Annotated in this window: 19 protein-coding genes; 13 read left to right on the plus strand and 6 right to left on the minus strand. The window is 33.5% G+C overall.

Annotated elements, in window-relative coordinates; genetic code table 11:
* Positions 1-358 precede the first annotated feature (358 nt).
* The 7 genes from HYN86_RS17465 (at position 359) to HYN86_RS17495 (ending at position 7,327) form a co-directional block, all read left to right on the plus strand.
* A complete protein-coding gene (locus tag HYN86_RS17465; protein ID WP_113679207.1) occupies positions 359-673 on the plus strand; it encodes a hypothetical protein in 315 nt (104 codons plus the stop codon).
* 224 nt (positions 674-897) lie between these two features.
* Positions 898-1,587: a hydrolase gene (locus HYN86_RS17470; protein WP_113679208.1), complete on the plus strand. Its 690-nt coding sequence runs from the start codon at positions 898-900 to the stop codon at positions 1,585-1,587.
* A gap of 147 nt (positions 1,588-1,734) precedes the next feature.
* Complete coding sequence (locus tag HYN86_RS17475; protein WP_113679209.1) at positions 1,735-3,522, plus strand: amidohydrolase; 1,788 nt, start codon at positions 1,735-1,737, stop codon at positions 3,520-3,522.
* A 70-nt stretch (positions 3,523-3,592) separates the two neighbouring features.
* On the plus strand, positions 3,593-4,153 hold the full coding sequence (locus HYN86_RS17480) for a 2'-5' RNA ligase family protein (RefSeq protein WP_113679210.1): 561 nt from the start codon (positions 3,593-3,595) through the stop codon (positions 4,151-4,153).
* 133 nt (positions 4,154-4,286) lie between these two features.
* The gene (locus HYN86_RS17485) at positions 4,287-5,210 is read left to right on the plus strand and encodes a helix-turn-helix domain-containing protein (RefSeq protein WP_113679211.1); all 924 of its coding nucleotides are present in this window, start codon (positions 4,287-4,289) and stop codon (positions 5,208-5,210) included.
* Between the two features lie 313 nt (positions 5,211-5,523).
* Positions 5,524-6,252: an SDR family oxidoreductase gene (locus HYN86_RS17490; protein WP_113679212.1), complete on the plus strand. Its 729-nt coding sequence runs from the start codon at positions 5,524-5,526 to the stop codon at positions 6,250-6,252.
* Between the two features lie 310 nt (positions 6,253-6,562).
* On the plus strand, positions 6,563-7,327 hold the full coding sequence (locus tag HYN86_RS17495) for an SDR family oxidoreductase (protein WP_113679213.1): 765 nt from the start codon (positions 6,563-6,565) through the stop codon (positions 7,325-7,327).
* Between the two features lie 271 nt (positions 7,328-7,598).
* Here HYN86_RS17495 and HYN86_RS17500 read toward each other — a convergent pair whose 3' ends face one another.
* The 4 genes from HYN86_RS17500 to HYN86_RS17515 all read right to left on the minus strand — a co-directional run bounded on the left by HYN86_RS17500 (position 7,599) and on the right by HYN86_RS17515 (position 10,445).
* Entirely contained in the window at positions 7,599-8,054 is a 456-nt protein-coding gene (locus HYN86_RS17500) for a hypothetical protein (RefSeq protein ID WP_113679214.1), read from the minus strand.
* 58 nt (positions 8,055-8,112) lie between these two features.
* Complete coding sequence (locus HYN86_RS17505; RefSeq protein ID WP_113679215.1) at positions 8,113-8,586, minus strand: PepSY-like domain-containing protein; 474 nt, start codon at positions 8,584-8,586, stop codon at positions 8,113-8,115.
* A 123-nt stretch (positions 8,587-8,709) separates the two neighbouring features.
* Entirely contained in the window at positions 8,710-9,411 is a 702-nt protein-coding gene (locus HYN86_RS17510; RefSeq protein ID WP_113679216.1) for a LytR/AlgR family response regulator transcription factor, read from the minus strand.
* Positions 9,408-10,445: a sensor histidine kinase gene (locus HYN86_RS17515; RefSeq protein WP_113679217.1), complete on the minus strand. Its 1,038-nt coding sequence runs from the start codon at positions 10,443-10,445 to the stop codon at positions 9,408-9,410. The genes HYN86_RS17510 and HYN86_RS17515 overlap by 4 nt, the downstream gene beginning before the upstream one ends.
* Positions 10,446-10,619: 174 nt before the next feature.
* Between HYN86_RS17515 and HYN86_RS17520 the strand changes: the two genes are divergently transcribed.
* From HYN86_RS17520 to HYN86_RS17530, 3 genes are all read left to right on the plus strand, one after another.
* The gene (locus HYN86_RS17520) at positions 10,620-12,005 is read left to right on the plus strand and encodes a TolC family protein (RefSeq protein ID WP_113679218.1); all 1,386 of its coding nucleotides are present in this window, start codon (positions 10,620-10,622) and stop codon (positions 12,003-12,005) included.
* Between the two features lie 10 nt (positions 12,006-12,015).
* On the plus strand, positions 12,016-15,306 hold the full coding sequence (locus HYN86_RS17525) for an efflux RND transporter permease subunit (RefSeq protein ID WP_113679219.1): 3,291 nt from the start codon (positions 12,016-12,018) through the stop codon (positions 15,304-15,306).
* A 237-nt stretch (positions 15,307-15,543) separates the two neighbouring features.
* Positions 15,544-16,623, plus strand: coding sequence for an efflux RND transporter periplasmic adaptor subunit (locus HYN86_RS17530; protein ID WP_113679220.1), 1,080 nt, complete (start codon positions 15,544-15,546; stop codon positions 16,621-16,623).
* Between the two features lie 151 nt (positions 16,624-16,774).
* On the opposite strand, the gene HYN86_RS17535 is transcribed toward HYN86_RS17530, so the two are convergent.
* Complete coding sequence (locus HYN86_RS17535; protein ID WP_113679221.1) at positions 16,775-17,074, minus strand: hypothetical protein; 300 nt, start codon at positions 17,072-17,074, stop codon at positions 16,775-16,777.
* Positions 17,075-17,397: 323 nt separating this feature from the next.
* Here HYN86_RS17535 and HYN86_RS17540 point away from each other — a divergent pair, with 323 nt between their 5' ends.
* From HYN86_RS17540 to HYN86_RS17550, 3 genes are all read left to right on the plus strand, one after another.
* Positions 17,398-17,922 carry a DUF4365 domain-containing protein gene (locus HYN86_RS17540; RefSeq protein ID WP_113679222.1) on the plus strand — a complete coding sequence of 175 codons (525 nt, stop codon included), beginning with the start codon at positions 17,398-17,400 and terminating at the stop codon, positions 17,920-17,922.
* Positions 17,923-17,926: 4 nt separating this feature from the next.
* The gene (locus HYN86_RS17545; RefSeq protein WP_113679223.1) at positions 17,927-19,012 is read left to right on the plus strand and encodes a hypothetical protein; all 1,086 of its coding nucleotides are present in this window, start codon (positions 17,927-17,929) and stop codon (positions 19,010-19,012) included.
* Positions 19,013-19,144: 132 nt separating this feature from the next.
* On the plus strand, positions 19,145-19,987 hold the full coding sequence (locus HYN86_RS17550) for a hypothetical protein (RefSeq protein ID WP_113679224.1): 843 nt from the start codon (positions 19,145-19,147) through the stop codon (positions 19,985-19,987).
* A gap of 67 nt (positions 19,988-20,054) precedes the next feature.
* Here HYN86_RS17550 and HYN86_RS17555 read toward each other — a convergent pair whose 3' ends face one another.
* A complete protein-coding gene (locus HYN86_RS17555) occupies positions 20,055-20,288 on the minus strand; it encodes a hypothetical protein (RefSeq protein ID WP_113679225.1) in 234 nt (77 codons plus the stop codon).
* Between the last annotated feature and the right edge of the window lie 165 nt (positions 20,289-20,453).

The following is a 20,453-nucleotide window of genomic DNA, read 5'->3' on the forward strand; positions in this document are numbered from 1 at the left end:
CCTAGATTAACAGCTGTTTTTTCTCCGAAACCTATCTTTGCACTATAAATTACAATTCTATTAAAAACTGAACTCAAAATGGAAAATTTTTAAAGTACAAAATGTTTCTTATTCTAGATTAAGTTGAAGCAATAGTAGAACTTTTAAATTTGCAGAGTAAATTACAAGTTCTGTTAACATTGAAATAGAAAAAAGAGAAAATATATTCGAGACTTAGAATCTTTTCTTATTCTAGATTAAGTCGAAACAAAAATGAAAGAAATAAATTTGTAAAGTAAATTAGAAGTTCTGCCAAAACTAATTTTAAGTAAAAAAACTTAAAACCTTAGCAGCATAGAACCTCAGAAACTTAGAAAAAATGAAAACACTTGAATTCTTATTACTCGGAAAAAACGAAGAAATACTGGCCATTTTACTTCGCCTTGTAAATGCATATGATGACTGGAACGCAGTCTCATTTAGCAATGAACAAGAAGCTCAGGAATATTTTCAAAATCACAAAATCGATGTTGTTCTTTTGAGTTCCGGAATCGAAGATCATGTCGAAAAACAATTTACAGCTTTCTGCATAAAAACACAGCCAGACGTAGAAGTTATCGAACATTTTGGAGGAGGCAGCGGATTACTAAAATCTGAAATTCTTCACCGTTTACACTTAAAAGGAAAAATTTAGGCGCCCATATTTATCTTTTAAAATTTACTAAAAGCTTTACGATAATACTTTAACGAATATCCAATTTTTATTGACGATATATCGCTAGGATCTCTATTGCCTTTTTTAAAAATCCTTTAAAAATCAATATCTCTAAACAAGGCATTTAATTTGAATGCAAAATACTGAAAATCAAATACAAAATATTTTAAAAAACCATTTATTCACAACAAAATCACATTATCATGAAAAAATTAATCCTTACCGCAGCTTTTTTATTCATAACATTTATCGGATTCGCACAAAAGCCAAGTCCAGCGTTATTAGATCCAACCAATCACACTTTAGTACTAATTGATTACGAAAGCCAGATGGCGTTTGCCGTGAGCAATATTCCTATAGATCAGCTTAGAAATAATACCGCTCTTGTAGCTGGCGCATCAAAAATATTTAAAGTCCCAACCATAGTAACAACAGTTGCCGAAAAATCATTCAGCGGACCTGTTTTTAGAGAAATCGAAGAATTTTATCCGCAAAAAACGTCAAATTACATTGACCGTACTACAATGAATACTTGGGAAGATGTCCCTGCACGCAAAGCTATTATTTCAACTGGTAAAAAGAAAATCGTATTTGGCGGTTTATGGACAAGCGTTTGTATCGTTGGACCTGTTTTATCTGCAATGAATGAAGGTTATGATGTTTATGTAATTACAGATGCAAGTGGTGATATCTCTAAAGAGGCTCACGAAATGGCAGTAACGCGCATGGTTCAGGCTGGTGCCCACCCAATAACTGCATTACAATATTTACTAGAATTACAACGTGACTGGGCTCGCCAGGAAACTTATGTACCTGTAACCGATTTAGTTAAAAAATACGGTGGTGCTTATGGCGTAGGCGTACAATATGCTCACGAAATGTTGAAACACTAAATTAATTTTAGAATTAAAAATTGAGAATTAAAAATTAAAAAATATTTTAATCTATAGCTTTTCACGAAGAGCAGCAGATTTTTAATTCTTAATTCTCAACTTTTAACTAAAAACCAACTCAAAACCATACAAAAATACTACCAAGCTATGCAACTCTCTTTCAAAATATCAGCATTTCTATTAATCATTTCCCTGCCTATTTTCGCTCAAGGCAAAAAGGCATCGCTAATCGTTCATCATGCTGTCATTCATACTTTAGACGAAAAAAACACAATTGTCGAAGCTATGGCTGTCGCCGATGGAAAAATCCTGAAAACGGGAAAAAACAACGAAATCTTAAAACTAAAAAACAAGAACACCACAGTAATTGATGCCAAAGGAAAAGTAATTATTCCTGGAATATTCGATTCTCACATGCACATTATCCGAGGAGGAAGATTCTATAATACCGAATTACGCTGGGACGGCGTTCGTTCTTTAAAAAGAGCTTTGGCAATGTTAAAAGAACAAGCGCAACGAACTCCAAAGGGGCAGTGGGTTCGCGTTGTTGGCGGATGGAATGCATATCAATTTGAAGAAAAAAGACTGCCGACTTTAGCCGAAATTAATGAGGCAACAGGAAATGTCCCAGCTTTTATTCTTCACTTGTACGGACACGCTTATTTGAACAAAGCGGGTTTAGAAACTTTAAAAATCGATGCCAATACTCCGAATCCAAATGCGGGATTAATTGAAAAAGACACCTACGGAAATCCAACAGGATTGTTAGTGGCAGAGCCAAATGCTTTTATCTTATACTCTACTCTTTCTAAGCTCCCAGAATTATCTGAAGAAGAAAAATTCAATTCGACAAAACAATTTATGACCGAAATGAACCGTCTGGGCGTAACTGCCATTATGGATGCAGGCGGCGGATTTCAAAACTTTCCAGACGATTATGGCGTAACAAATGGTTTATGCAAAGACAGCGATTTGACAGTGAGAATGCCTTACTATTTGTTTGCTCAAAAAGCTGGAACAGAACTTAATGATTACACCAAATGGATGCAGACAGTTGAAATTGGCGAAGGCTGTGACGACGATCACCATTCAGACAAAGTAGAATATCACGTTCAGGGTGCAGGTGAAAATTTGGTGATGAGTGCTGGAGATTTTGAAAACTTCGATAAACCAAGACCAGAATTAAGTCCGGCAATGGAAGGACAATTGAAAGAAGTGTTGTCATTACTGGTAAAAAACAGATGGCCTTTTCGAATTCATGCTACTTACAATGAAAGCATTACCAGATTTTTAAATGTTATTGAAGACGTCAACAAAGAGACTCCTCTAAATGGGCTTTTATGGTTCTTTGATCACGGTGAAACGGTTTCTATTGAAAATTTAAAACGCATAAAAGCTTTAAACGGCGGATTAGCAATTCAGCATAGAATGGCGTATCAAGGTGAAAGTTTCATTAAAAGATATGGAAAAACTGCTGCTTCTAATACTGTTCCGTTAAAGAAAATTTTAGAATTGGGAATTAAAGTTGGAATGGGAACTGACGGAACCCGCGTCGCAAGCTATAATCCGTGGGTTGGTTTGTACTGGTTAACAACTGGAAAAACTTTGGGCGGTTTAAAATACATGATTGATGAAAACATTGTAGACAGATCAACAGCATTAAAATTATTTACTTACGGAAGTGCGCAGTTAATCAATATCGAAAAAGACAGAGGAATGCTTACCGCAGATAAATTAGCCGATTTTGCTATTCTTTCTGATGATTATTTTACTACTTCCGAAGAAAACATTCTTAATATCGAAGCTAAACTGACAGTTGTAAACGGAAAAGTAGTGTACGCCGATAATGATTTTAGGAATTTTGCAGCTGAAAAACCAAAAGCAATTCCGGAGTGGAGTCCTGTAAATTACTTTGGGGGTTATCAAAAAAATTAAAAATATAAATTTTATAGGATTTTGAATGCACAATTTAAATTCTAAATTTGTGTTATTCAAAGTCCTAAAAATGGAAAAAAAATATTCGCTTGTATTTTATTCTAAGACATTAGTTGAGCCTGTCAAAAAATTGAAAGATTTTTTAAAAAGCAAAATCAACTGGTACAACAGCTGTAATTCCGAGGCACATATTACCATTTGTGAATTTACAATCGATGAATCGCAGCTTGATTCTATCAAACAAAAGCTTTTTCAAATTTCGGATACTTTTACGCCATTTCAAGTATCTTTGAACCACTTTGATTCCTATCCAAATAGCGGTGCTTTCTTCATTTCACCTAATGAAGATGCAGTAAAAAATTTGAAACCGATAATGCAAAAGATTCATCAGGTTTTGAAATCCTTAAAACTCAAAAAAAGTGAGGATCCGCACATGTCAATCGGACGAAGGTTAACTCCTGAAAATCTTAAAATTGCTTCTGAACTTTTTACGACAATTGATCTCAATTTTCTATGCAGTGAAATTGTTTTGAGAGAGTTTGATCCCATAGCAAAACAGTTTTTTGTAATTGATGCTTTTCCTTTTGGAAGTAATCCAAAACCAGAATTGATTCAAGGAAGTCTTTTTTAACCGCAAAGAGCGCAAGGACATACGCTAAGCACGCTATTTTATTCTTTGCGAACCTTGCGTAAATCTTTGCGCTCTTTGCGGTTAAAATAACGAAGTTATTTTTTCGTATATTTGAATTTTACAATTCGAAAGTATGAAATCCCTAGATTCATTTTATCAAGATATAACCGAAGGCTCAACTGTTGATCCTACTTCTCTTCTACCAAACGATATTCAAAAAGAAATTGGTCATTTTAATGTTTTTGATATTAAAGAACTTCTGGAACGCATGAAAGGAAAGCCTGGAATGCCTTATGACAGAAGGGCTTACTATAAGATAAGTTTAATTCGCGGCAAAAACAGAGCCGAATATGCGGATAAAATAATCGATATAGAAAAGCAGGGATTGTTATTTGCAACGCCAAAAATTCCGTACAACTATTTACCGCAGGACACCAACCAGTCAGGACAGTTTTGTGTTTTTACCAGTGAATTTTTATCCAAAAACAAAAGCGGAATCGATCTGGACGAGCTTCCTATTTTTGCTTCAGACGGTTATCCTATTTTTCAATTATCTGACGAAGAAGTAGAAGATGTCGCATTGATTTTCAACAAAATACAAAAAGAAATTAATTCTGATTATACCTATAAGTATGACTTAATCCGAAATTATGTTGCAGAATTAATTCATTTCGGACAAAAATTACAGCCTATAACGGCACTTTATTCTAAACATAATTCAGCTGCGCGAGTTTCTTCTTTATTTGCTGAATTGCTTGAAAGACAATTTCCTATTGAATCTCCAAATCAGCGATTAGAACTACGAACTGCTAAAGATTTTGCATCTCGATTATCGGTTCATGTCAATCACTTAAATAAGGTACTAAAAGAAAGTACCGGAAAAACTACAACCGAATTGATCAGCAATAGATTAACAAACGAAGCCAAAATTCTTTTAAAACAAACAGACTGGAATATCTCTGAAATAGCCTATTCTCTTGGTTTTGAAGAATTGGCGCATTTTTCTAATTTCTTTAAAAAACAAACATCGTTGACGCCTTTGGCTTTTAGGAGTTAGTTTTTTGTTTCAGGTTTCAGGTTTCAGGTTTGGTAGAACTTTGTAAAAGTTTGAAGCTTTGACAAAGTTTAGCGTGCCGAATGTCTTCCTGAGCGAAGTCGAAGGATCGCATGCCGCATCGAGAAAGAGTGTTTTACAATACATTTTTCGAATTCGCTCAAAAAGACATAAAATGAGAATTGGATTTTGGAATTTAAAAAATTTGAAATTTCCAGCCTCTGATTTGAATTTCGCAAACATCGGTTTGATATTTACAACTTCGCGATTCTACTTCCACCCTACCTTTGTCTTATCAATTTAAAAGATCAAAAAGATGAATTTATCAAACAATAAAATTTTAATTACAGGCGGTGCAAGCGGAATTGGACTTGGACTAACAGAACGATTTATTCAGGAAAATAATACTGTTATAATTTGCGGCAGAAGAGAATCTGTTTTAAATGAAGTAAAAGCAAAATTCCCATCGGTCATAACCAAAGTCTGCGACTTATCCTTAGAAGAAGAAAGGATCGAACTTTACAAATGGATTTCTGAGAATCATCCAGATTTAAACGTACTAATTAATAATGCTGGAATTCAAAAATGGGTTTCTGTTACAGATGCTGGTTTCTATGAAAGTATGAAAGCTGAAATCTCGACAAATATTGAAGCTCCTTTACATTTAACTTCATTATTTATAGAGCTAAAATCTTTACAAACAGTTATGAATGTAACTTCTGGATTAGCATTTTCTCCTTTTGCAAAAGTTCCTGTGTATTCTGCTACAAAGGCATTTTTCCGTTCATTTACAATTTCACTTCGTCATTTATTAAAAGCGAAAAATATCGAAGTAATCGAAATTATTCCGCCGGCACTAAATACAGATTTGGGTGGTGTTGGTCTGCATGACGCGCATCCAAGTGTAAACAGCTTTATCGAATCTATCTTTGAACAACTAAAAGAAGGCAGAACAGAACTTACCTTTGGAACAAGCGAAACCAGATTAAACGCAAGTGTTCCAGAACTAAAGGCATCATTTGAGGCTTTGCATTCTAATTTATAACTTTAAATTTTAAATTTAAACACATAGAAACATAGATATTGTAAAACGTTAAAAGGCATTTCATTTGTTTAAGTAAACATAGCAATGCAGTTAAACAGCTATGTGTTAGAAACTAGTTTCTTTTAATAATCTTTTCATCTCAAAATGAAAACTATGTTTCTATGTGTTAAAAGAATATAACAAAACGCTTTGTCCTCCCGAGCGTATTCGAAGGATATTCACACAAAGGTCTTCGACTGCGCTCAGACTGACAGCAAAACAGTAACAATAAACTATAAACAACAAACTATAAATAATAAACAACAAAAAAATGGCAGTAAATACAAAAATAGCCTTAGTTACAGGCGGAAGCAGAGGTTTAGGAAAAAATATGGCAATTGCAATTGCTAAAAAAGGGATTGATGTAATTATCACATACAACAGTAAAAAAGACGAAGCTGATTTGGTGGTAAAAGAAATCGAAAATTTGGGTCAGAGAGCCGCTTCGCTTCAATTAAACGTGGCTGAGTCAAATACTTTTGATTCTTTCTTCTCAAATGTTTCTGAAGTTTTAAAAGACACTTTTAAAACAGATAAATTCGACTTTTTGGTAAACAATGCTGGAATCGGAATTCACAATTCATTTATTGGAACAACTGAAGATGAGTTTGATCAATTGACCAATATTCAGTTTAAAGGTCCGTTTTTCTTAACTCAAAAAGGATTAAATGTAATGAATGACGGCGGCGGAATAGTAAATATTTCCACTGGTCTAGCAAGATTTTCGTTTCCAGGTTACGCAGCTTATGCAGCGATGAAAGGTGCAATTGAAACTTTAACTAAGTATCAGGCAAAAGAATTAGGCAATAGAAAAATTAAAGTAAATGTTGTTGCTCCTGGAGCAATCGAAACGGATTTTGGCGGCGGAGTGGTTCGTGATAATGAACAAATGAATCAGCAAATAGCTTCTGTAACTGCTCTAGGAAGAGTTGGTCTACCTGACGATATTGGTGGTGTCGTAGCTTTTTTATGTTCTGAAGAAGCGCGCTGGGTAAATGCACAACGCATTGAAGTTTCTGGCGGAATGATGCTTTAATGTTGATGGTGAATTGTTAATGGTGAATGGTGAATGGTTGATGGTGAATGGTTGATGGTTAATGGTTAATGGTTAATGGTTAATGGTTGATGGTTTACTTGTTGATGATTAGTGGAATTTTTAATTTTTAATTTTTAATTTTTAATTTTTAATTTTTAATTTTTAATTTTTAATTTTTAATTTTTAATTTTTTCCCCCATAAAACAAAACCCGATAAGCGTTAAAAACTTATCGGGTTTGTCATTTCAAATATATTTGAATTAGTAAAAGTTTACCTAATTTGGACTCTTTTATAAAATTCGCCATCCTCATCAAAAATAATATTATAAAATTTCGAATCTTTAATCAGGCTGGCTTCGTAACTTTTTACATTTAAATCATTTACAACAGAAAAAAACTGTCTTAACGACTTAACAGGATAATTATCTTTGAGATAAACTTGTGCTTTTTTTGGCAGTTTGGTTAGTATTATTTGTGCTTTATAAGCTTTAAAATTTCCGTTTTTATCATATCTTGCAAAAGCTGCTATTTTTGGTGTTTCATTAAATTTTGCTTCAAAAATAACATCTTCATTTTTACTACTGTATTCTACCTCCCAAATTGGTTTCTTTTTTGGATATTGCTTTTCAAAAGCTGTTCTAATATTTTCCGGCGGCAGTAAAATTCCGTTTTGAGCTATTAAAAAATTGCTGCAAACCACAAAGGCAAACAAAATAATATTTCTCATATTTAGGTTTAAATTAAAATATAAAACTAAACAAAAAATATATATTTTTCCTACAAAATTAATTTTTTTCTACTATCACATTAAAACCTCCATCTTTATCAAACTGAATATCATAGAATTTGGAATCTTTTTCTATTCCAACCTCGTAAGTCGTTATTTTTTTATAATCTACAACAACGGCAATTTCGCGAATAGCTTTAGCAGCGTAATTTTTCTTTAGATAAGCTTGTGCTTTTGGCGGCAGCTGGCTTAACGGAATCTGCAGCTCATAAGCTTTCATATTCCCTAAATTATCATAAACAGCTAATGCTTTTGTCGTATTATTTACATTGTATTTCGCCTCGTACCGAATCTCATCATTATCATCTCCAACATATTCCTCCGACCAAACAGCCGTTTTACCAGGATATTCTTTTTCAAAAGCAAGCTTCACCTTTTCTGGCGGTGTAACTACCTTTTTCATAGTATTTCCTTCCTGCGCAAGTAGAAAACTGGTGCATAAAAAAACAAAAGTCAAAAACACGTTCTTCATGGCTTCATTTTTAAATTAAACTTTAAATCACGTATTAAAAGTACTACTTTTTCTTCAAGTATGTAGTATTTGTTTTTTTTTGGTAAGCAGTCTTTTATTTATCACTAAAAAACTGAAAAACAATCACTTAAACTTCTTTAACCTATCCGTCAGCTCTCTTTTATAGGTAATTCCAATTGGAATTCTTTCATTTTTAATGATGACAAAATCTTTTTCGGTTACCTCAATTTTGTCCAAAGCAACTATATACGATTTATGAATGCGCATAAAACTCTTTTCTGGCAGACACTTCTCAAATTCAGTTGTTGTAATCGATGCCAGATAAGTTCTTTTAGTCGTGTGCAGTTTTACGTAGTTCCCAAAACTCTGCGCAAACAAAAGCTGATCCAATTCGATATTCATTAAATAGCCGTCGACTTTTACGTTAACCGAATTAATAGCTTCTTCTGCTTTTTGCTTTCCATTTTCTGTGGCAAAAAATCGATCAATTGCTTTTAAAAACCTTGGAAAATAAATCGGTTTCAGCAGATAATCAATTACGCCGTAATCGTAACTTTCTAAAGCAAATTCAGAATAAGCGGTCGTTAAAATAGTTTTTGGATGTGTTGGAAGAATCTTCAGCAGTTCCATTCCAGAAATTTCAGGCATATTAATATCCAGAAACATCAAATCAACCGTGTTTTCTCTGAGATAATTCATTGCTTCAATGCCATTATAACCTTGAAAAACCAATTCTAACTGCGGATTCTGTTTGATATAATTCGCCAAAACATAATGCGCCGCTGGTTCATCGTCTACAATAATGCATTTTTTTGCTTCTCTCATCCTACAAACTTTTTAAGTTGTATTTCCAAATCAACAATATAAGTCTGTTTGTCGTCTTGAATATCTAATTTATAGTCTTTTCCATAAATTAAATTCAAACGTTCGATTGTGTTTTTTAAGCCGATTTTAGTCGAAATCACATCATTTTTCTTCGGAATCGAATTGGTAACATGCAGATGTAATAATCCTTCTTTAACCGAAATGCTGATTTTTACATAGCAGTTTTCTATTGCACAAGTTCCGTGTTTAAAGGCATTTTCAACAAATGCAATTAAAAGCATTGGCGAAATTTTATAAGCATTTTCGTTGTCAATACTAGAATCAAATGTAATATCACATCGATAGCCAACTCGTTCTTTTTCAAGCTGTACGTAACTGTTTATAAATTCTAATTCGTCTTCCAGAGACACAAATTGCTTGCCGTTACTTTCCAGCTGATAACGCATGAGCTGTGAAACTTTCATAATCAAATCTGGTGTTCGGTCTGGAAATTGAAGACTGATTCCGTAAAGTGTATTAAAAGTATTGAACAAAAAATGCGGATTCAACTGTCCTTTCAAAGAATTTAACTGCATTTGATTGAACAATAAAGCCGCATCGGTTTGTTTTCTGTGGATACGATAAAACTTGAAAACAATTATCGGACTCAGAATACAGACTAAAGTCCCTAAAACACTAGCTAACTGATAAGCGTAACTTCTTTGATGTGAATTTTGATACAAATGACATTTGGCAAACATATCCAGCATTGTGATTTCGTACAATACGACAGAAAACACAAAAACGCCAAACAATGTCAATATGATATACGTAAAAGGTTTGTTTGCCTTGAATAAAATGGGAAGGAGAAAGAAGCGGTTAAACTGGGCATGCATGTACAAAATGCAGTAAAAAAATATACCCATTAAAATAGAAATGAAGGAACTAAATAACATCCAATCATTTTTTAAGGTATAAATTGTAAATGAAAAAAGGACAACGGCAACCTCCTGCCACCATTTGTTATCCAATATTTTATCGATTTTTTTGTTCATTCTTAATTTTGAAATAGGGTACAAAGTACGAACAAATATTTAATTAATTTTTTCAAAAAATGACAAATTCAATTCGTCATTTACTAGTGCAGTACATCACTTAACATGACTTTTATCAGCGTAAGAGAAATAAATTTGTTTCATCAAAAACATTTCATATCACACCTTGAGTTTATGTATTTCAAAAAAATTACCTTTTTATTTTTATTGATTTTTGCCTCAATCGGTTACTCTCAAACCCTTTCTTTAAAAGAAGCAGTAAAAACTGGGCTTGAAAACTACGGTTCCATCCGAGCAAAAACCAATTACACCAATGCATCAAAAGAGACTCTAAAACAATCTCGTCGTGATTATCTGCCCAACTTAAATTTGTCGGCGCAGCAAGATTACGGAACTGTAAACGGACAAAACGGACCGCTTTATGGTTTTGGCGGACTTGGAGTTGCTTCATCAGGACTTCCGTTACCTGAACAAAACTGGAACTCAGCATTTGGCGCGCTTTATCTGGTCAACATGAACTGGGATTTTTTCACTTTTGGAAAAGCCAAAGAAAAAATCAATTTGTCTAAAATTGATGTTCAGGCCAAAGAAAAAGATTTAGAGCAGGAAAAATTCCAGCAGGAAATCAAAATTTCTGCAGCTTATTTAAATTTACTGGCAAGTCAGAGATTATTGATTTCGCAGCAAAAAAATCTGGAGCGTGCAGAGGTTTTCAAAAAGACAGCCGCTGCCAGAGTTAAAAACGGATTATTGGCAGGCGTCGATTCTACATTGGCAACTGCAGAAGTTTCTAAAGCTAAAATTGCTTTAAACCTAGCTAGAAATTTCGTTAAAGAACAAAACAACAAATTAGTTGACTTGATGGGTGTTGCACCGCAGGATTTTGTTACCGATACTCTTTTTGTAACTCAGATTCCAAAAGAACTAATTAAAGGAAATGCGGCAAATGACAGTCTGCATCCGTTATTACAATTCTATAAAACGAGAATTGATTACAGCAACCAGCAGGTTAAATTATTCAAACGTTTTTATTACCCAACCATGAGTGCTTTTGGTGTTTTACAAACCAGAGCTTCAGGATTTGAAAACAGCTATGCAACCGACCAAAATGCTTTCAGCAGAAATTATTGGGACGGCGTAAATCCAGATCGTACGAATTATTTGATCGGCGTTGGAATTACGTGGAATTTAACCACTCCATTTAGATCCAGCAAACAAGTCAGCGCTCAGAAATTTGTTTCACAGGCTTTGCAGGAAGAATACAATCAGGCGGATAGAGAATTGAAATCGCAGCTGAATTTTGCCGAAGATAAGATCAGAATTACTTTAGAAAATTATGCCGAAGCACCTATTCAGGTGGATGCGGCAAAAAGAGCTTATTTGCAAAAATCGACTTTATACAAAAACGGCTTAACCGACTTAACTGATTTAACACAAACAATATATGTTTTGAATCGTGCGGAAATTGACCGTGATATTGTCAACAATAATGTATGGCAGTCGTTTTTGCTGAAAGTTGCTGCAACTGGCAATTTTGACTTATTTATAAATGAATTTTAATTAGATCCAAATGAATTTAATACGTTTTGCACTCCGCAAACCCATTTCCATATTAGTATTGGTTGCGGGTCTATTTTTCTTCGGAATTGGTGCCATCAAAGACATTAAGGTAGATATTTTACCAAAAATGAATTTGCCGGTTATCTATATTGCGCATCCTTTTGGAGGTTATACGCCAGACCAGATGGAAGCTTATTTTGCCAAGACTTACGTCAACATTCTGCCTTTTGCCAATGGTGTAAAGTCGGTAGAAACCAAAAATATTCAGGGGTTAATGATCATGAAATTAACCTATTATGAAAACACCAATATGGCGCAGGCGGCAGCTGAGTTAAGTTCACTTTCGAACAGAATTCAGGCGGCATTTCCTCCGGGAACACAACCTCCGTTTATCATTCGTTTTGATGCTTCTTCACTGCCAATCGGGCAATTGGTTTTGAGCAGTAAAATACGTTCAAACAACGAATTACAAGATTTAGCTAACGTTTATGTTCGTGCTTCGTTTACTTCGATTCCAGGATTATTGTCTCCAGCACCTTTCGGCGGAAGCCCAAGAACAATTGAGGTTAACGTTGACCCAGATTTACTGCGTTCGCACAATATGACTCCAGATCAAGTTGTAGAAGCGATTCGTGTTAACAACCAGACGGCTCCAGGCGGAAACGTGCGAATGGGCGACAAAAATTATATCACGCCAACCAATAATACAATTAAAGAAGTTAAGGATTTTGAAAACATTCCGTTATTCAAAGGAAGCGTTCAAAACTTAAAATTAGGCGATGTAGCGACTGTAAAAGATGGTGCAGATATTACTGCGGGTTATGCTTTGGTTAACGGAAAACGTTCGGTTTACATCAGTATCGCAAAAGCCGGAGATGCTTCGACTTGGGATGTGGTTCAGAAATTAAAATCAGAACTTCCTAAAATTCAGAGTACATTACCCGAAGACGTAAAATTATCATACGAATTTGACCAGTCGGTTTATGTAATCAACTCAGTTAAAAGTTTAATTACCGAAGGAATTATCGGTGCGGTCTTAACGGGTTTAATGGTTTTATTATTCTTAGGAGATAGACGTGCCGCGTTAATCGTAATTTTAACGATTCCGATTTCGATTATTTCTGGCGTTTTATTCCTGAAATTATTTGGGCAGACGATCAACTTAATGTCTTTATCAGGATTGGCTTTGGCAATTGGTATTTTGGTGGATGAAAGTACGGTTACGATCGAAAATATTCACCAGCATCTCGACATGGGAAAACCAAAAGCACTCGCCATTTGGGATGCCTGTCAGGAAATTGCTTTACCAAAATTATTGATTTTATTGTGTATTCTTGCCGTATTTGCACCAGCATTTACAATGGTTGGTATTCCGGGAGCGTTGTTTCTGCCTTTGGCTTTAGCAATCGGATTTTCTATGGTAATTTCATTTTTATTATCGCAGACTTTTGTGCCTGTAATGGCCAACTGGTTAATGAAAGCGCATCCAAAACACGATCATACGCCTGAAATTACAGATGATGAAGCTGAATTTAATGCCTGCGGCTTAACTCCGGAATCTGAAAGAGAACTTATTACGCAGAAAAAAAACTATGTAGAAAAAGAAGATACAAACAGCGATGGAAAAATAGGTGCTTTTGAGCGTTTTAGAATTCGTTTTATGAAAACTCTGGATCGATTATTCGTTCATAAAAAAGCAACCAGTATTGTGTATCTGGTTTCTGCAACGGTTTTAGCACTGGTTTTAATTACTTTCATCGGAAAAGATGTATTCCCGAAAACCAATTCAAGTCAGTTTCAGCTGCGACTTCGTGCTCCAGACGGAACGCGTTTAGAAAGAACAGAAGAACAAGCTGTAATTACGTTAAAAGAATTGAAAAAAATGGTTGGGCCAGAACATATCGGAATATCTTCTGTGTATGTTGGACAGCACCCGTCTTTATTCTCCATCAACCCGATTTACTTGTTTATGGCAGGTTCGCATGAAGCGGTATTTCAAGTAAGTTTAAAAGATTATCATGCCGATATGGATGAGTTTAAAGACGAGTTCAGGGCAAGATTGAAAAAATTACTGCCAGACACTAAAGTTTCTTTTGAACCAATTGAATTAACGGATAAGGTTTTAAGCCAAGGTTCTCCTACTCCAATCGAAATTCGAATTGCAGGAAAAGATAAAAAACGAAATGAGTTATATGCGAATCAAATTGTTGACAAACTAAAAGCAATTTCGTATTTCAGAGATGTGCAGATCGGACAACCAATTCATTATCCAGCAATGAATATTGATATTGACAGAACCCGTGCGGCAGAATTGGGCGTAGACATGAACGATATTTCGCGTTCGCTTGTCGCTTCAACCTCATCATCAAGATACACCGATAAAAATATGTGGGTCGATGAAAGAGCAGGATTATCATACAACGTTCAGGTTCAGGTTCCGTTGAACCAGATGAAAAGTAAAACTGATATTGGAGAAATTCCGTTATTGAGAAACTCGCTTCGTCCTGTTTTAAGCGACGTTGCCAAAATTACACCCGGATTTGTAAGTGGTGAAAATGACAATTTAGGGGCCATGCCGTACATTACCGTTACTGCAAACATCAACCAAACCGATTTAGGTACGGCAACAAAAGATGTAGGCAGAACAATTAGTTCTCTTGGCGAATTACCACGTGGTTTGTTTATCACGCCAATTGGACTAAGTACTGTACTGACTGAAACATTAAGCAGTTTACAATCAGGATTATTGGTTGCCGTTTTTGTAATCTTCTTAATGTTGGCCGCTAATTTCCAGTCGTTCAAAGTTTCGTTAGTAATCTTAACGACAGTTCCGGCGGTAGTTTTAGGAGCCTTATTAATGCTGACTATTACAGGTTCTACTCTAAACTTACAATCGTATATGGGAATCATTATGTCGGTTGGAGTTTCGATTGCCAATGCCGTTTTATTGGTTACGAATGCCGAACAGCTTCGAAAAATAAATGGCAACGCCTTAGAATCTGCGCGTGAAGCTGCAGCGCTGCGTTTGCGTCCAATTATCATGACATCTGTTGCGATGATTGCGGGTATGTTGCCAATGGCAATTGGCCACGGCGAAGGAGGCGATCAGGTTTCTCCGTTAGGAAGAGCGGTTATCGGCGGACTTTTATTTTCTACTTTTGCCGTACTATTAATCCTTCCGCAGATATTTGCCTGGGCACAAGAAAAAACAACGACACAATCTGTTTCTTTAGATCCTGAAGACGAAGAAAGTATCCATTATATCTCATCAATAAGTAAGTCGAAAGTTGGAAAATCATAAAGTCATAAAGTCGAAAGTCATAACTCGTTGCGTGTAATTATTTTTTTTAACACATAGAAACATAGATTTTAGTTTTAAATAAAAAAAGGTAAAAGAAAAAACTAGTTTTCACACATAGTAGCTATGTTTATTTAAAAAAGTGAAACGCCTTTTATACACAAAGAAAAACTATGTATCTATGTGTTAAAATAATTAATCCCAAAGAGTTAAAACATATTCATTATATAAAATCAAAAAATGAAAAATAAAATACAATATAGCGCGCTGTTTTTTGCAGCATTATTTTTCCTAAACAGCTGTAAAAAAGAAGAAACGATAAAAGCTGAAATCGAACCTAAAACGGAAACGTTTCTTTTAGAAAAAGAAAAACTGACTACAGAATTGCGTTTACCAGCAGAATTAACGGGTTTCCAACAAGTTGATTTATACGCCAAAGTGAGCAGTTTCGTAAAACTATTAAAAGTTGATATTGGAACGAAAGTAAAAAAAGGACAGCTTTTGATTGTGTTAGAAGCGCCGGAAATCAGTTCGCAATTGGCTGCTGCCGAGTCAAGACTGAAATCTATGGAAGCGATTTACGCTACCAGCAAAAGCACTTACAACCGTTTGTATGAAACAAGCAAAGTAGAAGGAACGATTTCTAAAAACGACTTGGAAATGGCAAGCGGTAAAAAGAATTCTGATTACGCACAATATCAGGCTGCGGTTGCGGCACACAAAGAAGTGGGCATTATGAGAGGTTATCTTGAAATTCGCGCTCCTTTTGACGGTGTTGTAGCGGCTAGAAATGTAAATTTAGGAACTTATGTTGGTCCAGCCGGAAAAGGTTCAGATCTGCCTTTATTGACGATTCAGCAGCAGGATAAATTGCGTTTAGCGGTTTCTATTCCAGAATTGTATACGGGATATTTACACAACGGCGACGAAATGAGTTTTAATGTAAAATCACTGCCGGAAACTTTTAAAGCGAAAATTACCAGAATGTCTGGCGCTTTAGATTTGAAACTGCGTTCTGAGCGTGTTGAAATGGACGTTATCAATACTAAAAAAGATCTTTTACCTGGAATGGTGGCCGAAGTTTTATTGCCGTTAAACGCAAAAGACAGCACATTTGTAGTTCCGAAATCGGCGGTGGTGAATTCTGCTGAAGGTTTATTCGTGATCAAAGTTTTGAACCACAAAGCAACAAGAGTCAACATTAAAAAAGGAAGAGAAATCGACGATAAAATCGAAATATTCGGTGATTTAAACCCGAAAGATAAACTGGTAAAAATTGCCAGCGAAGAAACTAAGGAAGGCGATACAATAAACGAATAACCTGCGTTTAGTCTTCTTTTTAGTAGATTACCAAAAACTGTACGCATTCTTAGGAATGCAAATTTTAAATTTGCTTAAGGACAGCTCCTCTTTTTTGAGGGGCTGTTTTTTTTTTAGAAGCTAAAGTAGCTCTTCAAATATTTGCGACGAATTACTCCAATTGCTTTGGCCAACCAAGTTTGTTTATTTGCTCAACAAATTCTTCTGCTTCTTTATTTGTTTCAATTACAAAATCATATAATGAAAAATCAATTGATGGTTCTTTGGCTATTGCAGCAAACTTAATATCATTGTCTGTAATTTCAATTGATAATTTATGTTTACAATCATCAGAAAAACAATCTATCTCAAAAAAACTTAAAAATTCACTTAATTCTTCATAGAAAGTTATTTTTGATTGATAAACATCATTTAAATAATTTTTAAAACTTTCTTTATTTATTTTTTTCATTTTACTAAAGTAATATAAACTACGTCAAGTCTTCAAATTTTGTGATTACGCAAAACTGTATGCATTCTTAGGAATGCAAATCTAAAAATTTGCCTAAGGACAGTTCTTCTTTTTGGAGTAGCTATTTTTTTTACTTAATAAAACGGGTAAAAATACGTAGTTGGTGAGATTTGTAAATTGATATTTTTGATAAATTAATTTCTTTCTTTAAAGAAACAATCTTTCAACATCAATTAGATGAGAATATTTCCTAGAAATTTTTATAAGTAGTACATTCATAAATTAATAGAAATAAACATATATTAGCAATCAAACTTTCCTATATGACTGACAATATTATAATGGAAGAAATTTCTAAGACATACTTAGAAACTATAGCTAACGGAAAAGGTTATTTCAATTCTGTTGCAAGAGATTATGGAACAGATATGACAATCAGACGTGCGAACTATTGCTCTACAAAAAAAAGGTATTTAACAATAGGAAAATCCGTTGATCTTCAAATTAAAGCTGTTTCTGAAAAATATGTTGAAGGAATTAATGACCCAACATCCACAACAATAAAATATGTACTTGAAGCAAAAAACTATAATGATTTAGTTACTCGTGCAAATGAAGGAGGCATATGTATGCCATTATATCTTTGTGTAGTTGTATTGCCCGATGATAAAATAAATTGGTACTCTCTAAATACTAATGAATTAATAATAAGAAAATGTGCTTTTTGGTATCAAGTTCCTGATGGAGCAAGTGAAACAACAAATTCTACAAGCGTTACAATTCACATTCCAAAATCTAATGTGATTTCGGAAAGCTTTTACGATGATATTTTTAATACTTTAAGCTAAAATTATGAATTTCAAAATAGCTTTAATATTAGATTATTTTATTTCCAAAGGTTGGAAAGTAAAAGGCAATGGACAAAATTTCACTTATTTACAACCCGCTGAAAGTCTTCATTTACCAAAAGATTTTTTATTAGAAATTCCGAACGATGATAAACTAAAAGGTTTTGATCTATATATTAATCGTCTTATCAATGATTTTACAAATATTTATCCTGAGATTAATAGTGATGAATTAAACATTCTTTTTAGTAGAAATAATTCAATAATAAAATACAGAATTTTTGATCCAGAAAATTCAGATGGTTCTATTGGAATCAATAAGTTTATTGATTCTGTAGAATCCTTTAAAAATGTACTTTATAATGCTGTAAATTTTACAGTTAATAAAAGAGCTATTTTTGGTCAAACTAAATCCGAAGCAAACGAATATTTAAAAAATTGTAGAGTATTACAATCGGAAAAAGGTAGCTACATAAATAGATTTGAAATTCCTAACAAACCTCTTCATACAACATTTGACGATATAGATACAGAAAATGTAAATAATAAATTATTTAATGTTTTAGAATTTGTAAAAGAAGAAATATTTGTTGAAACCAATAGAATAAAATTTACAGAAAATTATATTGAGGATAATAAAGAATTTTTAAATTATGAATTACTAAAATCTATTAAAAACATTTATAGCCGTTCCCATATCAGCAACGTCGAGTACACTCTATGTACTAAAGATTATACAAGAGATATTGTAACGGAAAAAGTTCAATCAAAAATAGTATATTTCAATCATTATCTAAATGAACTTAGAGATTCATTATTTGAACTTACAACATTTGAAGCGCGAGGTTATATAAAAAAATTACAATCTAATAATCCAATGTCTTCTAATTATAATGAAGTTGTATTAGATGCAAAACGTTTGGGAATTAAGTTACCTATAAAATTTCATCTTAGAATTGAAGAATATCTTGATGCCATTGAAGCACATAAAGAACATCTAGAAATTAAAGTTTCAGGAAAAGCTAAAGAATACAAAACTGTCATTCATATTACAGAACTAGAAACTTTTGAAATAATATCGGTCAAATAAAAGTTTTTATATAGATCTTAAAGGTTTTAAATAGTGATAATTTATAAAAAATTGTTTCAATGAAAGTTTTGAATTCTTTAATCAGCAATTCAATTAGCAATAAATTCTTATGATTAATATATTTAAAAATCTATGAAAGAACAAAATCCTTTTTCCCTTTATGACTTCTTTGGTTATTTGATTCCAGGAGCCCTTTGTTTAGTTATAATATATTTCATTGAACAATTACAAAATGGTTATGACCCTCAATGCATACTACTCAACATGACTTTTACACCAAGTTTAATACAGTCAATTATACTAATAATTGTTAGTTATTTTATTGGTCATATTTTAAATTTTTTATCTTCTGCAACGGTAGAAAAATACTCTTTTTGGAAATATGACTATCCTTCAAAGTATTTAATGAGTATAAATCATGGTGAAAAATATTTCAGAGGTCCATTTCATATTCAACTTTGGAGATTTATGGTTGGAATAGTACTTTTCCCAATTGTAATTGGAGATTATTTTTTTGGAAATAAACTAAAATTTAAGGATATTTATGTGAGACCATTGGATGTGTTTTTAATAGATTCAATAAAGACTAAAGCTGAGCGATTATTTCAAAAATTAAATCTAAATCGACCATTACATCAAATGCGTTCATATGATTATCATAGAATATTTGCCCACTATGTTTTGCAGAATTCAGATGCTGTTAACGGAAAAACATCAAACTATTTAGCATTATATGGATATTTAAGATGCATCAGTTTGATATTATCAATTAGCTTTTGGATAGCAATGTCAAATATGATAAAAGCAATCTGGGAGTACCACACTATCAGAGAATATATAAATGGACAAATATATGTTACTACATTTATTTTAATCAATTTTTTTATGTGCTATTTAAGCTTCATGGCTTTTATGAAATTCTACAGAAGATATTCATTAGAAAACTTAATGGCAATTATCACAATGGATATTTGAATTTGAGTTATTAATTAAAATGAAAAAACCTCGACTTTAAAAATCGAGGTTTTCCATTTTATAAACTCTAATCCTCACTCAAATAAGGATTCAAAATTTCCGCCAATTCATTGAGCCAATAATAATTGTCTTCAAAATTTAAAAGTCCAATTTGGAGGGTTTCGTGTTGTCGCGTTACGCCGAGAGCTAAAATGCAGTTTACTTGTCTTAAGATTTTAGCCATATCTTCGGGATCGATAATATGGTTAAAAAAATCAATCAGCCTTGTTTCGGCTTCTTTGGAAAGGGTGTTTGTTTTCATAAAGTGAAGAATTTAAGAAAAACCCTCGTGCCTTAGCAGTCTTACGCTTCTTCACGGCGTCAAAGTCCTTTCGGAGCTTTACTACATAGCACGAGGGCAAATTTTATGTTGTCTTAATGTGAAGATTTTAAGAACTTCAAATATAAGAAAACTTTTCAAAAAGAA

The organism is Flavobacterium fluviale, assembly GCF_003312915.1.
Lineage (GTDB): Bacteria > Bacteroidota > Bacteroidia > Flavobacteriales > Flavobacteriaceae > Flavobacterium > Flavobacterium fluviale.

What these genes read in the sequence shown, in the direction of transcription:
- HYN86_RS17465 (WP_113679207.1), top strand. Translation starts at nt 359, where the DNA reads ATGAAAACACTTGAATTCTTATTACTCGGAAAAAACGAAGAAATACTG.
- HYN86_RS17470 (WP_113679208.1), top strand. Translation starts at nt 898, where the DNA reads ATGAAAAAATTAATCCTTACCGCAGCTTTTTTATTCATAACATTTATC.
- HYN86_RS17475 (WP_113679209.1), top strand. Translation starts at nt 1,735, where the DNA reads ATGCAACTCTCTTTCAAAATATCAGCATTTCTATTAATCATTTCCCTG.
- HYN86_RS17480 (WP_113679210.1), top strand. Translation starts at nt 3,593, where the DNA reads ATGGAAAAAAAATATTCGCTTGTATTTTATTCTAAGACATTAGTTGAG.
- HYN86_RS17485 (WP_113679211.1), top strand. Translation starts at nt 4,287, where the DNA reads ATGAAATCCCTAGATTCATTTTATCAAGATATAACCGAAGGCTCAACT.
- HYN86_RS17490 (WP_113679212.1), top strand. Translation starts at nt 5,524, where the DNA reads ATGAATTTATCAAACAATAAAATTTTAATTACAGGCGGTGCAAGCGGA.
- HYN86_RS17495 (WP_113679213.1), top strand. Translation starts at nt 6,563, where the DNA reads ATGGCAGTAAATACAAAAATAGCCTTAGTTACAGGCGGAAGCAGAGGT.
- HYN86_RS17500 (WP_113679214.1), bottom strand. Translation starts at nt 8,054, where the DNA reads ATGAGAAATATTATTTTGTTTGCCTTTGTGGTTTGCAGCAATTTTTTA.
- HYN86_RS17505 (WP_113679215.1), bottom strand. Translation starts at nt 8,586, where the DNA reads ATGAAGAACGTGTTTTTGACTTTTGTTTTTTTATGCACCAGTTTTCTA.
- HYN86_RS17510 (WP_113679216.1), bottom strand. Translation starts at nt 9,411, where the DNA reads ATGAGAGAAGCAAAAAAATGCATTATTGTAGACGATGAACCAGCGGCG.
- HYN86_RS17515 (WP_113679217.1), bottom strand. Translation starts at nt 10,445, where the DNA reads ATGAACAAAAAAATCGATAAAATATTGGATAACAAATGGTGGCAGGAG.
- HYN86_RS17520 (WP_113679218.1), top strand. Translation starts at nt 10,620, where the DNA reads ATGTATTTCAAAAAAATTACCTTTTTATTTTTATTGATTTTTGCCTCA.
- HYN86_RS17525 (WP_113679219.1), top strand. Translation starts at nt 12,016, where the DNA reads ATGAATTTAATACGTTTTGCACTCCGCAAACCCATTTCCATATTAGTA.
- HYN86_RS17530 (WP_113679220.1), top strand. Translation starts at nt 15,544, where the DNA reads ATGAAAAATAAAATACAATATAGCGCGCTGTTTTTTGCAGCATTATTT.
- HYN86_RS17535 (WP_113679221.1), bottom strand. Translation starts at nt 17,074, where the DNA reads ATGAAAAAAATAAATAAAGAAAGTTTTAAAAATTATTTAAATGATGTT.
- HYN86_RS17540 (WP_113679222.1), top strand. Translation starts at nt 17,398, where the DNA reads ATGACTGACAATATTATAATGGAAGAAATTTCTAAGACATACTTAGAA.
- HYN86_RS17545 (WP_113679223.1), top strand. Translation starts at nt 17,927, where the DNA reads ATGAATTTCAAAATAGCTTTAATATTAGATTATTTTATTTCCAAAGGT.
- HYN86_RS17550 (WP_113679224.1), top strand. Translation starts at nt 19,145, where the DNA reads ATGAAAGAACAAAATCCTTTTTCCCTTTATGACTTCTTTGGTTATTTG.
- HYN86_RS17555 (WP_113679225.1), bottom strand. Translation starts at nt 20,288, where the DNA reads ATGAAAACAAACACCCTTTCCAAAGAAGCCGAAACAAGGCTGATTGAT.